Source organism: Plastoroseomonas arctica, from assembly GCF_018128965.1.
GTDB classification, from domain to species: Bacteria; Pseudomonadota; Alphaproteobacteria; order Acetobacterales; family Acetobacteraceae; genus Plastoroseomonas; species Plastoroseomonas arctica.
In genome coordinates, this window is record NZ_JAAEDH010000006.1 from 42,245 (window position 1) to 55,070 (window position 12,826).

Consider the following 12,826-nt stretch of genomic DNA (forward strand, 5'->3'; position numbering starts at 1 on the left):
GCAGCGGGAAGCGGAGCGCGTGAGATCGTGGACCTCCTCTAGTGGTTATCGGAATTTTCAGCTTATGCGACCGATTGGGGTCGCTCCGCAACCTGAAGATCGGGGGCCGTCCCCTCGGAAACAAGCAGGGCCACCGCCTCGGCCAGTGGCAGGGTCTCCTGCTCCCGTCCCGGCAGCCGGCGCAAGACCAGGCTCCGCTCCTCCGCTTCGCGGCGCCCGACGACGGCCAGGACGGGCACGCGCTGGTCGATATGTTCGGGGACCTTGCGGTTGATCTTCTCGTTGCGAATGTCGAGCGCGACCCGGATCCCCGCTGCCCGCAGCGCCGCGGCGGCCTCCATGGCGAAGGGGGCCGCGTCATCCACGATGGTGGCAACCACCACCTGCACCGGTGCCAGCCAAAGCGGGAAGCGCCCGGCGTGCTCCTCGATCAGGATGCCAAGGAACCGCTCGAACGAGCCAAGGATCGCGCGATGCAGCATGACCGGCCGCCGGCGCACGCCATCCTCGGCGGTGTATTCGGCGTCCAGTCGCTCGGGCAGCACGAAGTCGACCTGCAGGGTGCCGCACTGCCAGTCGCGCCCGATTGCGTCGCGCAGCACGAATTCCAGCTTCGGGCCGTAGAAGGCGCCCTCGCCGGGGTTGAGCGTGTAGTCCACGCCGGCGATGCGGCAGGCTTCCTTCAGCGCGCCCTCCGCCTGGTCCCAGGTGGCGTCGGTGCCGGCGCGCTTGGCCGGGCGGTCGGAGAATTTCACGCGGAAGTCGGCGAAGCCGAAATCGCGATAGATCGAGGAAAGAAGGGCCACGAAGCGCACCGTCTCGTCGGCGATCTGCGCCTCGGTGCAGAAGATGTGCGCGTCATCCTGGGTGAATGCGCGCACGCGCATGATGCCGTGCAGCGCACCCGAAGGCTCATACCGGTGGCAGGCGCCGAACTCCGCCATGCGCAGCGGCAGCTCGCGATAGCTGCGCAGGCCCTGGTTGAAGATCTGCACGTGGCAGGGACAGTTCATCGGCTTGAGCGCGAGCACCCGGTCGCGCTCATCCTCATCCTCGACGCGGGCGGTGAACATGTGCTCGCGGAATTTTTCCCAGTGGCCGGATTCTTCCCACAGCTTGCGGTCCACCAGCTGGGGCGTCTTCACCTCCTGATAGTCGGTCGCGTCCAGGCGGCGGCGCATATAGGCCTCCACCGTGCGGTAGAGCATCCAGCCCTTGGGGTGCCAGAACACGCTGCCGACCGCTTCTTCCTGCAGGTGGAACAGGCCCATTTCCTTACCGATGCGGCGGTGGTCGCGCTTTTCCGCCTCCTCGATCTGAAGCAGGTAGGCGTCGAGCTCTTTCTGGTCGCGCCAGGCGGTGCCGTAGATGCGGCTGAGCATCGCGTTGCGGTGGTCACCCCGCCAGTAGGCGCCGGCCACCTTCTGCAGCTTGAACGCGGTGCCGATATCGCCGGTTCCGCGCATATGCGGGCCGCGGCACAGGTCGATCCAGTCGCCCTGGCTGTAGAGGCTGATCTCTTGGTCCGCGCCGAGGCTTTCGATCAGCTCGACCTTGTAGGCTTCGCCCTTGCAGCGGAACAGCGCGATGGCATCCTCGCGGCTCACAACCTGGCGGGCGAAAGGAGCATTGCGGGCGATGATCTCGCGCATCTTCGCCTCGATGGCGGCGAAATCCTCCGGCGTGAAGGGCTCGTTGCGGGCGAAGTCGTAGTAGAACCCATTCTCGATGGAAGGCCCGATGGTCACCTGCGTGCCGGGGTAGAGCGCCTGCACGGCTTCGGCCAGCACATGCGCGGTGTCGTGGCGGATCAGCTCCAGCGCTTCGGGGTCGCGGCGCGTGATGAAGCGCAGGGAGGCATCGGACTCAAGGCGCGTCGCCAGGTCGACAAGCTTGCCATCGACCGCCATCGCGAGCGCCGCCTTGGCCAGCCCCGGCCCGATCGCGGCCGCGACCTCGGCACCGGTAACCGGCCCGTCGAAGGCGCGCACGGATCCGTCGGGCAAGGTGATCGCAGGCATTGGGCAAAGGGCTCCAGGCGTGGTTTTGGGGGCGGACCATGGGCACCCGCCTTGGCGCGCGTCAAGGCAAGAGCGCGGCCAATGCTGCCCGAACATCCTCCACTGGCAGTTCGCTTAACGGGCTGTGCCGCAGCATTGCAACCGCCTCGCCGCGTGGCGCGCACAAGGCTGGATCACTGTCATCGCCGAACAGCGTGAGGCAGGGGCAGCCGCAGGCGGCGATGAGGTGCATCGGGCCGGTGTCATTGCCGACCGCGTAATCAGCGCGCCGCGCGAGTGCCGCGATCATCGGAATGTCGGTGCGTCCGGTGAGGTCGTGCGCGGAGGGTGCCGCGGCGCGCATCGTCTCGGCGAGCGCCGCCTCTCCCTTGCCGCCCAGGATGACCGCCGGCAGTGCGAGGCCAGCCGCCAGCTCGGCGAAGCGCGCCGCCGGCCAGCGCTTGCCCGGCCGCGTCGGCGCGGCGCCCGGCACCAGCAGCGCGAAGCGCTCGGGCAGGTCGAGCGCCGACAGGTCGGCGTCAAGCCAGGACAGGTCCGGCGCCGGGAAATCCGTGATCCCGGCCATCGCGAGCTGCTCGCGCTGGCGCTCCATCGTATGCATGAAGTCGCGCTGCGGATTGGCGTGCGGATGCGAGGCGCGGCGCGCGATGCCGGACCATTCGGCGTGCGCGCCCACGAGAAACCTGTACCGAGATGAGCGCGACGACGTCTGCAGGTCGTAAACGCGGTCGAAGCGTGCCGCCCGCAGCTTGCGGGCCAGCCGGAACAGCCCGAGCACATCGCGCGTGGCCGGCCGCCCATCCTCCCACACCGCATCGAACCACGGCGCCTGGCGCGCCAGGGCGGCGTAGGGCGGCGTCGTCAGCAGCGTGATGCGCGCGCCGGGATGATGCGCGCGGATCGCGGCGAAAGGCCCGAAGGCGAGCGCGAAATCCCCCAGCGCAGCCAGCTTGATGACCAGGATATTCGCCGCGCTCACAGCAATTCCCGATACACCGCGATGGTCGCCGCCTGCATCGCCTGCGTGCTGTAGCGCGCGAGCACCGCGGCGCGCGCGGCGCGGCCGATGGAGGCCCGCGCCACGGCCGGCAGGGCGAGCACGTAGCGCAGCGCCTCCGCCAGCGCATCCACGTCGCCCGCGGGCACACGCCAGCCGGTCGCGCCCTCCTCAACCGTCTCGCGCGGTCCGCCGAGATCGGCCGCGATGACCGGCCGCGCCATGGCCTGCGCCTCGATCACGGTGCGGCCGAAGGCCTCGGCCTCGGTCGAGGCGTGCACGACGACATCCGCCGCCATCAGCGCCGTTGCCATGTCCGCGGCATGCCCGACCAGGCGCACGCGATCGCCGAGGCCGGCCGCCGCGATCTCGGCTTCGAGGGCCCTCGCATAGGCCTGCTTCGCGTCCCGGTCGCCCACTAGCAAGGCGATGGAATCGCCGCCCAGCTTCGCCATCGCGCGCACCAGAACCTCCTGCCCTTTCCAGCGCGTGATGCGGCCCGGCAGCATGATGACCGCGCGCCCCTCCGGAACCCCCCAGGACGCGCGGAGCGCCGCAACCTGCGCGGGTGAGACGGCGCCCGGGTCGAAGGCGCGCGGGTCGACGCCGCGCGGGATCATCCGCACTTTCGACGGATCCGCCTCGTGGCGCGCGAGGATCAGCGCCTCGATATGGCGGCTGATCGCGATGACGCGGTCGCCGCGCGCCATCACCGAATTGTACAGGCGCTTGCCCCAGAGATTCTCGTTGTAGCTGCCGTGATAGGTGGTCACGAGGCGCGCGCCGGTCCGCCGCGCAGCGACCAGCCCCGACCAGGCCGGCGCGCGCGAGCGGGCGTGGATGATCTCCACGCCCTCCGCCTTCACCAGCGTGGCGAGGGCCGCGGCGTTGCGCCACATCACCCAGGGCGCCTTGCTGTCGAGCGGCAGCGTGACATGGCGGGCACCCAGCGCCTCCAGGGACGCAACCAGTGGCCCACCGGCCGAGGCCACCAGCGCGCGGAAGCCAGCCGCGACCTGCGCCTCGGCGATCTCGAGCGTGCCGCGCTCGACGCCGCCGGTGAAGAGCGCGGGCAGGATCTGCAGGATGGCGGGGGAACGGGTCATGTTCAGCCGCGCTTATACGACCGGCCCGGCGCGGGTCCACCCCATGCGCCTTGACGGGGCGCGGCGTAACCGATTACGGCCAAGAGCAATGTCGCCCTACTTCTTCGCCGTGCTGTTGCTCTCGGGCGCGGCCTTCATCCAATCGAAATCCTCCGCGCCTGAGCTGCGCCCGGAATCGCCGCTGGCGAATACCGCGTGGCGCCTGCTCGGCAAGGCCTGTTTCGTCGCCTGGCTCGCGCTCATCATCTGGGGTGCGCTGAGGCTGCACTGGTCGCAGCCACTCGCTGCAGTGGTCGGGTCGCTGGCCTTCAATGCCTTTCTCGCGCGCCTGGGGCCGCGGCCGTTCTGGCCAGGTCTGTCGATGCTCTGCGGCGTCGCGGGCCTGGCGCTCGCCGGATTTACCGTCTTCTTTCGCTGAACTGCAGGGTCAGCCCTCGCCGGCGCGATTGCCGCCGCCGAGCGCCTCGCCCGCCAGCCGTTCCGAAAGCTGTGCCAGCGCGGTGTGGTCCTGGCCGGGCCCGAGCAGCGCCGCCGCACTCGCCGACAGCTCGCGGCACAGTGCCGAGAAGGGCGTGGGCGTCGTCGTCTCCCGCCCGATTTCGAGCGCGATCGTCAGGTCCTTCACCATCAGGTCCAGCCCGAAGCCGGAATCGAAGCGGCGCGACAGCACGAATTGCTTGAACTTCTTTTGGCTGGAATTGGTCATCCCCGTCGACGCGTTGAGCACATCGACCATCAGCGCGGGATCGAGCCCAAAGCGCTGGCCGATCAGCAGCGCCTCGATACCGATCAGGAAGCCACCGGCGCTGACGAGATTGTTGAGCGCCTTCATCGCCTGGCCCGCGCCCACCCCGCCGCAGCGGTGGATGGAGGTGCCCATGGCGCGAAGAACCGGCTCCACGCGGTCCAGCACCGCCGTCTCGCCACCGGCCATGATCGCGAGCTCGCCGGTCCTGGCCCTCGGTACGCCGCCGGACACCGGGCAATCCACGACCGCGACTTTCTGCGACGTGAGGGCCGCCGCGATCTCCCGCGTGCGGCCGGGCGCGCCGGAGGTCATGTCGATCAACACGCTGCCCTCGGAAAGCACCGGGCCGATCAGCGCCGCGACCTCGGCCACCTGCTTGCTGGTCGGCAGGATGGTGATGATGAATTCGGCGCCGCGCGCGGCTTCGTCAGGGCCATCGGCCGCGATGCCGCCGACCTCGGCCGCGAACTTGTCCGCACGGCCGGGGACGGCGTCGCAGACGGTAACCTCATGGCCCGCCTTGATGAGGTTCGCGGCCATGGGCCAACCCATGTTGCCGATGCCGATGAATGCGATCATGGGAGGCTCCCGTGCCAAAAAAGGCTGGGGAAAAGAATTTCCCCAGACCCCATTCTTAAATTTTTATCTCTTGGTGCTGGCTGCGCAGCCAGCACCAAAAACCAATAAGAAAAGAAGGGGGTTTGGGGGAATTCATTCCCCCATGCTGTCGTCCGATCAGACCTTCGGGATCGCTCCCTCCGCGATCAGCACCTCATGCGCAGCCTTGAACGCGTCGAGGCCGGCGGGAATGCCGCAATACGCCGTCGCGTGCAGCAGCGTCGCCTTGATCTCCTCGACCGTGAGGCCGTTGTTCAAGGCGCCCTTAACATGCAGCTTGATCTCCGGCGTGCGACCCAGCGCGGTCAGCATCGCGAGGTTCAGCAGGCTGCGGGTCTTGCGGTCCAGCGTCGGGTCGCCCCACGCCCAGCCCCAAGCCCAGGCGGTGGTCGCGCGCTGGAACGACATCATGAACTCGTCGGCTTTCGCCATCGAGCCATCGACATACTCGGCGCCGAGCACGGCTCGGCGGATCGGCATGCCCTTGTCGAACAGGGCCTGGTCGTCGGACATCGGTTTCCTCCCAAGGAATGTCGGCGCAAGCTTGCCCGTGGCGCCGCCCCGGTCAACCGGGCGAGGGTGCGAGGAGCACGTGCAATGAGTTTCTTCTCCGGCTTCATACTGGAGACGCGCACCGTCGAGCGCCGTCCCTTCCGCCTGCGCCGCGCTGGCGAGGGTCCGCCCCTGCTGCTGCTGCACGGCAATCCCCAGACCCACGCCATGTGGCACCGCGTCGCGCCGCGGCTCGCCGAGCGGTTCAGCGTCGTGTGTCCCGACCTCACCGGCTACGGTTTCTCGCACAAGCCGCCGGTGAGCGGCGACAGCGCGGCCTATGCCAAGCGTGCGATGGCCGCCGACATGGTCGCCGTCATGCGCGACCTCGGCCACACTCGGTTCCAGGTGCTGGCGCATGATCGCGGCGCGCGGGTCGCTCATCGCCTCGCACTCGACTGGCCCGACGCGGTCAACCGCCTCGCGCTGCTCGACATCGTGCCCACCATCGAGCATTTCGAACGCGTGGACATGGCCTTCGGCCTCGGCTACTGGCACTGGTTCTTCCTGGCCCAGCCGCACCCTTTGCCCGAGCGCATGATCCGTGGTGACGTGGAGGACTGGTTCGACCTGCACACCAGCCGTGAGCCCAAGGACCGCGGCTTCTTCCACCCCGAGGCGCGCGCCGACTATCTCGCCGCGCTGCACCTGCCGGGCACGATCGAGGCGATCTGCGAGGATTACCGCGCCGCGACCGCCATCGACCTGCTCCACGACCGGGAAAGCCGCGCGGCCGGCCAGCGCATCCGCGCGCCGCTCCGGGTCCTTTGGGGTGCGAAGGGCAAGATCGGCGCCTGGTACGATCCGCTGGCGCTGTGGCACGGCTACGCGGATGGCGACGTGTCCGGCGGCCCGATGCCCTCCGGCCACTACCTCGCCGAGGAAGCGCCGGACCAGGTGCTGAAGGCGCTGGAGGGATTCCTCGACGCCGGCTAGCCGGTGAACTCCAGGACCAGCCGGTTGCGCTCTTCGACGCGGGCGTAGGTGGACCGTGTCGCCGAACGCCGGATCAGCAGCAACCCGCGGCCGCCGACATCATCCATGCTCGCCGGCGCGGTCTCGGCGAACTGGCCGGACAAAGGGTCGAACGCCTTGCCCGCATCCTCGAAGATCACGGTACAGCCGCGATCCTCGACCAGGACCTCGATCTCGACCTCGGTCGCACCACCGTGGCGGCAGGCGTTGAGGACGACCTCCTCAAGCACGACCACCGCGCGCGAGGCGACGATGCCAGGCACCCCGGCCTCCTCGAGATGGCCCTGAAGCTTCTTCTCGGCAGCCACGATGTCGGATGTGTCGCCCGACACGCGCAGCTGGAACGGCACGGCGGTGTCCATCACCCACCCACGATGCCGCGCGCCGCGGCCATGTCCGGCGCCAGCGGGATGAGGTCTTCGAGGGCGACGATGTCGAACACCTCGGCAACGGCCGGGACCACGCCGTAGATCGCCATGCGATGACCGCTGCGCTGCAGGACACGCGCGCCGGAAATCAGCACCCGGATGCCGAGCGAGCCCACGAAGGGTACCGCGGACAGGTCGACGATCACGTTCTTGCCGATATGGCCGATCTGCGCGGTGAACGGCAGGTCGAGAACCTCGGCGCCCACGGCGTCGAGCCTTCCCGACAGGACGACCTGCGCCAAGTCCGGAGCAATGTCATGCACTTCGAATTCCATGCCGAGCTTCCTAGCCGAAATGATAACACCCGCGACCTGTAGCCAGGATCAAGGGAAGTCGAGTGACAAAATAGCGACATCGTCTTCCATCGGTCCAGGCCGCGAGGAGTCCCGGATTGCCGCGAGCAGCCGCTCCGGCTCGGACATTCCTGGCTCCGGCGGCGCGGCGAGGTGCGGGATGAAATCGCGCAGCGTCAGCTGCGTACCGTCGCGCGCCTGCACCTCGAAGGCACCGTCGCTGAACAGGGTGAGACGCGCACCTTCGGGCACCAGCGCGGTCGCTTCGCCGAACACCCGCTCGGGCGCTGCGAGGCCGATGCCGGGATTGCGCGTTGAAAGCGGGATCGGCTCGGTGCCAGGCAAGCCGAGGAAGGCGGCATGCTGGCCGGCCGACGCATAGCGCAGCATACGCGTCCCGGGGTCGTACACCGCGTACCAGATGGTGAAATACAGCCCGCCGTGCCGATCCATCTGGAAGCCGCCGTTCAGGCCCGCCAGCACGGCCGCGGGGTTGCCCGGATCGGCGCCGGCCGGGCTGCCCTCGCGCAGCGTATTCATGACGCTCACCGCCAGCATGGAGGCGCCGGCCCCGTGCCCGGCGACGTCCATCAGCCAGACGATGAAGCGCCCATCGGGCAGGGCCCGATAGCCGAAGCCATCGCCGCCGACCCCGATGCAGGGCAGGAAGCGCCAATCGACACGCACGGGCCCATCCGTGATCGGCGGCGGCAGCAGCGCCAGCACGTAGCGCCCGGCCTTGGCGAGGTCGCGTTCCAACGCATCGCCGCGCTCAAGCTGCGTGCGTGGGCCATGCAGGTGCGTGATGGCGTAGGGCCCGAGCCGCAGCCTGGCGCCGGAGCGCAGCGCCTCGCTGCCGTGGATACGCACGCCGTTCAGGTAACAGCCATTGGTCGAGCCGAGATCGGTCACCATCGCTTCGTCGCCGCGCAAGGCGAAGGTGCAATGCGCGCGCGAGATCTCGCTCGACGGCAGCACGATGTCGTTGTCGGGCACACGGCCCACGCGCAACGGCGCGGCGCCCAGCGCCACACGCCGAGGCGCTTCGCCCGGTGCCTCGACGACGAGCATGTGTAGAAGCGGCTCCGCGCCGGCGTCGTCTTGCGCCGGCACGCGCCGCATCATGGTGCGATCACTCTCGTCCGACATCAGGCGCCTCCGGAAGGAAGCATGCCTGAAGCGACGGATTTCCAGAAGATCAAGCTGTCGTTCACCGCCGAATCGGCGCCGACAAGGCCACCCGGGATGCGTCCCACCTCGCGCCAGCCCGCGAATCGGCAGTGGTCGGCAACGCCCGTGTCAGGCAGCTCGCAGGTGATGAGCGACCGGCCATGCGCCGCCGCGGCGGCCTCGACCCGCAACAGCAGCGCTGCGGCGATGGCGCTTCGATCACGGCTCGGGTCCAGCAACAGGTGGATCATCAAGGCACGATGCGACTGCGTCGGCGCCACATCAAGGTCGAGCTGAACCGTTCCGGCGATTTCGCCCTCCTCCCAGGCGACCAGCAGGGCGCAACGTCCCTGGGCGACGCGCGCCGCGACGCCGCGCCAGATGTCGCGCGCGCGTGCCGGCTGCGCTGGCGGCAGGTACGCCTCGGACATACCGTGCGCGGCGGCGTCGACCATGAGCCGGCCCAGGCATCGCGCGGCGCTGGCCGCGGCCGCCGCGTCCAGTTCGGCGACGGCGATGCCGCGAGCCGGCTTGGCGTAGCGAAATTCCAGCGAGTGGGAGACATCGTCGAGCACGCGGATCGGGCCTTGCCGCAGGTAGCCGCGCTTTTCGTAGAAGGCATGGGCGCGGAGGAAGCGCGTATCGGTCCAGAGCACGAGCGCCTCGGCACCCGCCGCCCGCGCCCGCGCTTCGGCGCGTTCCAACAGCGCATCGGCGAGGCCGCCGCCGCGTGCCGCGCCATCGACATAGAGGCGGCAGATTTCCCACGCCGAGCCATCCGGCCGCGGCCGCACGCCAACCATCCCTGCGAGCCCCACCTCATGGTCCGCGACCCACAAGTCGCCGCCCGCTTGCGCGAACCAGCTGGCCAGGCTGCGCAGCTCGGGCAATTCACCATCCACATCCAGCACGCAGCCGGGGTATTCTGCCCAGCAATCCCCGATCAGCCGAATGACGCCTTCCGCATCGTCATCCCGTCCCGGACGGATGGCTGGGATCACCGCAGCGCCTGGCAGAATTCCTGGATGCGCTTGCAGCCCTCGCGCAGATGCTCGGTCGAGCTCGCGTAGGAGAGCCGGATATAGGGGCTCATGCCATAGGCGGCGCCCTGCACCACGGCGACGTATTTCTCCTCGAGCAGCGCGAGGGCGAAATCGCCATCCGTCGCGATCAGCCGGCCGCCGGCGGAGGTCTTGCCGATGCAGCCGCCGATGTTGGGGAACACGTAGAAGGCGCCTTCGGGCTTGTGGCACTGGATGCCGGGCGCGGCGTTCAGCATCTCCACCATCAGGTCGCGACGTTCGCGGTAGATGGCCGCGCGCTCGGCCACGCCCTCCTGCGGTCCATCGAGTGCCGCCGCCGCCGCCGCCTGCCCGACGCTGGACACGCCGGCCGTGGTCTGGCCCTGCATGTTCACCATCGCCTTGATCAGCTGCTTCGGACCGCCGGCGAAGCCGATGCGCCAGCCGGTCATTGCATAGGTCTTCGACGCGCCGTTCACCGTCAGCGTGCGGTCCTTGAGGCGCGGCTCCACCGAGGCGATCGTGCAGAACTCGAAGCCGTCATAGACGAGGTGCTCGTACATGTCGTCGGTCATCACCCACACATGCGGATGGCGCAGCAGCACGGCCGCGATCGCCTCCATCTCGGCACGCGAACAGGCCGCACCGGTGGGGTTGTTGGGGAAGTTCAGCATCACCCATTTTGTGCGCGGGGTGATGGCGGCCTCCAGATCCTCGGGCCGGACCTTGAAGCCGTTGTTCTGCGGGCAGCTGACGAAGACCGGCGTGCCCTGGGCCACCTTCGCCATCTCGGCGTAGCTGCTCCAGAACGGCGTCGGGATCACCACCTCGTCGCCGGGGTCGATCGTCGCCATGAAGGCGTTGAAGATCGACTGCTTGCCGCCATTGGTGATCATGATCTCGTCGAGCGCGTAGTCGAGGTCGTTGTCGCGCCTGAACTTGCGCTGCACAGCCTCCTTCAGCCGGCGGGTGCCGTCCTGGGGGGTGTATTTCGTCTCGCCATTAAGGGCCGCCTGGTGCGCCGCCTCGATGGCATTGGCGGGGGTGGCGAAATCCGGCTCGCCGGTGGTCATGCTCACCACCTTGATGCCCTGCGCCGCCAGCTCGCGCGCCTTGGTGGCCATGATGACTGAGGCGGAGACGGAGAACTGCTTCAGGCGTTCAGCGAGCGCGGGCATCACACAACCATCCTCAACTGCGGCGCAGGGCCTATTCCCCGGCCGTGGCGGCAGGCCGGGCCGGCCGCTCCATCACGTCGTCGAAATCCTGGCACGCCACGAAGATAAACCCCTGGTCCTCCCAGAAGCGCCGTGCCCGGCTGCCCTTCAGCACCTCGATCCGCACCGGCAGGACCGGCAGCGACGCCAGGACCTCCGCCAGCATCCGGGCGCCCAGCCCGCGCCCTTGGACCGCAGGCTCGAGGTAGACGCTGTGAAGCACCATGTGGTCATCCGCCACCACCGTCGCGATGCACCCCACAGGCCGCGCATCCAACTCGATCACCTGGAACGCATCGCGGTCAAACACGGCGCGAAGCCTCTCGCGCCGGCGCGCCGGGTCGAAGCGACCCAGCCGTTCCAGATCCGCGCGCAGGACGCGGATGGAGAGGTCGAGCAGCGCCTCGAAGTCATCCTCCCGCGCGGGACGCAGGCGAAACGGCGGACCGCTCAGCGCAGCCCGGCGCAGAAGGACTGGATGCGCGTGCAGGCTTCCACCAGCGAGGCATCGTCGGTCGCGTAGCTGATGCGGAAATGGCCGGGGAACATAAAGGCCGCGCCGTGCACGGCGGCGACGCCCTTTTCCTCCAGCAGCGCGAGCACGAAGGCCTCGCAACTGTCGATCTTGTTGCCGCCCGCGCTGGTCTTGCCCAGGCAGCCATGCACGTCCGGGAATACGTAGAAGGCGCCCTCGGGCTTGTGGCAGCGGATTCCCGGCGCGTCGTTCAGCATGGACACCACCAAGTCGCGGCGACGCTCATAGACCACGCGCATCGCCTCGATGCTCTCCTGCGGGCCGTTCAGCGCCTCGACCGCGGCTGCCTGCGAGACGGAGCTGGTGTTGGACGTGCTCTGGCTCTGAAGCTTGTCCATGGCCTTGATGAGCTTCAGCGGCGCCCCGGCAAAGCCGATGCGCCAGCCGGTCATCGCATAGGCCTTGGAGCAGCCGTTCATCGTCACGGTACGGTCCTTGAGCCGCGGCTCCACCTCGACGATGGTGGGCATCTTGCGGCCGTCGAAGATCAGCTTCTCGTAGATGTCGTCGCTGAAGATCCACACGTCGGGGTGCTTGAGCAGCACGTCGGTCAGCGACTTCAGCTCGTCCCAGCTGTAGGCCGCGCCGGTCGGATTGCAGGGGTTGTTGAGGATCAGCCACTTGGTCTTCGGCGTGATCGCGGCTTCCAGCTGTTCGCCGGTCATCCGGAAACCCTGGTTCTGGCCGCAGGGAACGATGACGGGCGTGCCCTCGGCAAGGCTCACGATGTCGGGGTAGCTCACCCAGCAGGGGGCGGGGATGATCGCCTCGTCGCCCGGGTTGATGGTGGCCAGCAGCGCGTCGAAGATCACCTGCTTGCCGCCGGTGGCGACCAGGATCTCCTCCGGCTTGTAGTCCACATTGTTGTCGCGCTTGAACTTGGCAGCCACCGCCTGGCGCAGCGCCGGGGTGCCGGCGACATCGGTGTACTTCGTCTCGCCGCGCTCGATCGCCGCGATCGCCGCATCCTTGACGTTGCGCGGCGTATCGAAATCCGGCTCACCGGAGGAGAGCGAGATGATGTCCTTCCCGTCCGCCTTCAGCGCGCGCGCCTTCGCGGTCATCGCAATGGTCAGCGAAGGGGAAATGCGGTCGAGGCGGTCGGCGATGATGTTCATGGGACCCTGGGCCGGGTGTTGCGGAA

General features: G+C 68.6%; 14 protein-coding genes. 2 read left to right on the forward strand and 12 right to left on the reverse strand.

Annotated features, from left to right (window positions below; genetic code table 11):
- Positions 1-62 precede the first annotated feature (62 nt).
- The 3 genes from thrS to GXW79_RS07050 all read right to left on the reverse strand — a co-directional run bounded on the left by thrS (position 63) and on the right by GXW79_RS07050 (position 4,124).
- Positions 63-2,021, reverse strand: a complete 1,959-nt coding sequence (gene thrS / locus GXW79_RS07040) for a threonine--tRNA ligase (protein WP_211873646.1) — start codon at positions 2,019-2,021, stop codon at positions 63-65.
- 61 nt (positions 2,022-2,082) lie between these two features.
- Complete coding sequence (locus GXW79_RS07045; protein ID WP_211873647.1) at positions 2,083-3,000, reverse strand: glycosyltransferase family 9 protein; 918 nt, start codon at positions 2,998-3,000, stop codon at positions 2,083-2,085.
- Positions 2,997-4,124 carry a glycosyltransferase family 4 protein gene (locus GXW79_RS07050; protein ID WP_211873648.1) on the reverse strand — a complete coding sequence of 376 codons (1,128 nt, stop codon included), beginning with the start codon at positions 4,122-4,124 and terminating at the stop codon, positions 2,997-2,999. The genes GXW79_RS07045 and GXW79_RS07050 overlap by 4 nt, the downstream gene beginning before the upstream one ends.
- Positions 4,125-4,212: 88 nt before the next feature.
- On the opposite strand from GXW79_RS07050, the gene GXW79_RS07055 reads away from it, so the two are divergent.
- Positions 4,213-4,542, forward strand: coding sequence for a multidrug DMT transporter permease (locus tag GXW79_RS07055; protein ID WP_211873649.1), 330 nt, complete (start codon positions 4,213-4,215; stop codon positions 4,540-4,542).
- A 9-nt stretch (positions 4,543-4,551) separates the two neighbouring features.
- Here GXW79_RS07055 and GXW79_RS07060 read toward each other — a convergent pair whose 3' ends face one another.
- Together GXW79_RS07060 and GXW79_RS07065 are read right to left on the reverse strand one after the other, a co-directional pair.
- A complete protein-coding gene (locus GXW79_RS07060) occupies positions 4,552-5,451 on the reverse strand; it encodes an NAD(P)-dependent oxidoreductase (protein ID WP_211873650.1) in 900 nt (299 codons plus the stop codon).
- Between the two features lie 156 nt (positions 5,452-5,607).
- Positions 5,608-6,003 (reverse strand): carboxymuconolactone decarboxylase family protein, encoded by a 396-nt coding sequence (locus GXW79_RS07065; protein ID WP_211873651.1) that lies wholly within the window; start codon positions 6,001-6,003, stop codon positions 5,608-5,610.
- 84 nt (positions 6,004-6,087) lie between these two features.
- Between GXW79_RS07065 and GXW79_RS07070 the strand changes: the two genes are divergently transcribed.
- Positions 6,088-6,978: an alpha/beta fold hydrolase gene (locus GXW79_RS07070; RefSeq protein WP_211873652.1), complete on the forward strand. Its 891-nt coding sequence runs from the start codon at positions 6,088-6,090 to the stop codon at positions 6,976-6,978.
- On the opposite strand, the gene GXW79_RS07075 is transcribed toward GXW79_RS07070, so the two are convergent.
- Genes GXW79_RS07075 through GXW79_RS07105 form a run of 7 tightly spaced genes read right to left on the reverse strand, consistent with a single transcriptional unit; the run spans position 6,975 to position 12,800 of the window.
- The gene (locus GXW79_RS07075; RefSeq protein WP_246503803.1) at positions 6,975-7,379 is read right to left on the reverse strand and encodes an ATP-binding protein; all 405 of its coding nucleotides are present in this window, start codon (positions 7,377-7,379) and stop codon (positions 6,975-6,977) included. The genes GXW79_RS07070 and GXW79_RS07075 overlap by 4 nt on opposite strands.
- Positions 7,379-7,720, reverse strand: a complete 342-nt coding sequence (locus GXW79_RS07080) for an STAS domain-containing protein (protein ID WP_211873654.1) — start codon at positions 7,718-7,720, stop codon at positions 7,379-7,381. The genes GXW79_RS07075 and GXW79_RS07080 overlap by 1 nt, the downstream gene beginning before the upstream one ends.
- 48 nt (positions 7,721-7,768) lie before the next feature.
- Positions 7,769-8,887, reverse strand: a complete 1,119-nt coding sequence (locus GXW79_RS07085; protein WP_211873655.1) for a PP2C family protein-serine/threonine phosphatase — start codon at positions 8,885-8,887, stop codon at positions 7,769-7,771.
- Entirely contained in the window at positions 8,887-9,909 is a 1,023-nt protein-coding gene (locus GXW79_RS07090) for a GNAT family N-acetyltransferase (RefSeq protein WP_367614828.1), read from the reverse strand. Before GXW79_RS07090 ends, GXW79_RS07085 begins: the two co-directional genes overlap by 1 nt.
- On the reverse strand, positions 9,906-11,108 hold the full coding sequence (locus GXW79_RS07095) for a pyridoxal phosphate-dependent aminotransferase (RefSeq protein WP_211873656.1): 1,203 nt from the start codon (positions 11,106-11,108) through the stop codon (positions 9,906-9,908). The genes GXW79_RS07090 and GXW79_RS07095 overlap by 4 nt, the downstream gene beginning before the upstream one ends.
- A 31-nt stretch (positions 11,109-11,139) precedes the next feature.
- A complete protein-coding gene (locus GXW79_RS21600; protein ID WP_281414685.1) occupies positions 11,140-11,637 on the reverse strand; it encodes a GNAT family N-acetyltransferase in 498 nt (165 codons plus the stop codon).
- Positions 11,598-12,800 (reverse strand): pyridoxal phosphate-dependent aminotransferase, encoded by a 1,203-nt coding sequence (locus tag GXW79_RS07105; protein ID WP_211873658.1) that lies wholly within the window; start codon positions 12,798-12,800, stop codon positions 11,598-11,600. Before GXW79_RS07105 ends, GXW79_RS21600 begins: the two co-directional genes overlap by 40 nt.
- Positions 12,801-12,826 lie beyond the last annotated feature (26 nt).

What these genes read in the sequence shown, in the direction of transcription:
- thrS (WP_211873646.1), bottom strand. Translation starts at nt 2,021, where the DNA reads ATGCCTGCGATCACCTTGCCCGACGGATCCGTGCGCGCCTTCGACGGG.
- GXW79_RS07050 (WP_211873648.1), bottom strand. Translation starts at nt 4,124, where the DNA reads ATGACCCGTTCCCCCGCCATCCTGCAGATCCTGCCCGCGCTCTTCACC.
- GXW79_RS07055 (WP_211873649.1), top strand. Translation starts at nt 4,213, where the DNA reads ATGTCGCCCTACTTCTTCGCCGTGCTGTTGCTCTCGGGCGCGGCCTTC.
- GXW79_RS07060 (WP_211873650.1), bottom strand. Translation starts at nt 5,451, where the DNA reads ATGATCGCATTCATCGGCATCGGCAACATGGGTTGGCCCATGGCCGCG.
- GXW79_RS07065 (WP_211873651.1), bottom strand. Translation starts at nt 6,003, where the DNA reads ATGTCCGACGACCAGGCCCTGTTCGACAAGGGCATGCCGATCCGCCGA.
- GXW79_RS07070 (WP_211873652.1), top strand. Translation starts at nt 6,088, where the DNA reads ATGAGTTTCTTCTCCGGCTTCATACTGGAGACGCGCACCGTCGAGCGC.
- GXW79_RS07075 (WP_246503803.1), bottom strand. Translation starts at nt 7,379, where the DNA reads ATGGACACCGCCGTGCCGTTCCAGCTGCGCGTGTCGGGCGACACATCC.
- GXW79_RS07080 (WP_211873654.1), bottom strand. Translation starts at nt 7,720, where the DNA reads ATGGAATTCGAAGTGCATGACATTGCTCCGGACTTGGCGCAGGTCGTC.
- GXW79_RS07085 (WP_211873655.1), bottom strand. Translation starts at nt 8,887, where the DNA reads ATGTCGGACGAGAGTGATCGCACCATGATGCGGCGCGTGCCGGCGCAA.
- GXW79_RS07095 (WP_211873656.1), bottom strand. Translation starts at nt 11,108, where the DNA reads ATGCCCGCGCTCGCTGAACGCCTGAAGCAGTTCTCCGTCTCCGCCTCA.
- GXW79_RS07105 (WP_211873658.1), bottom strand. Translation starts at nt 12,800, where the DNA reads ATGAACATCATCGCCGACCGCCTCGACCGCATTTCCCCTTCGCTGACC.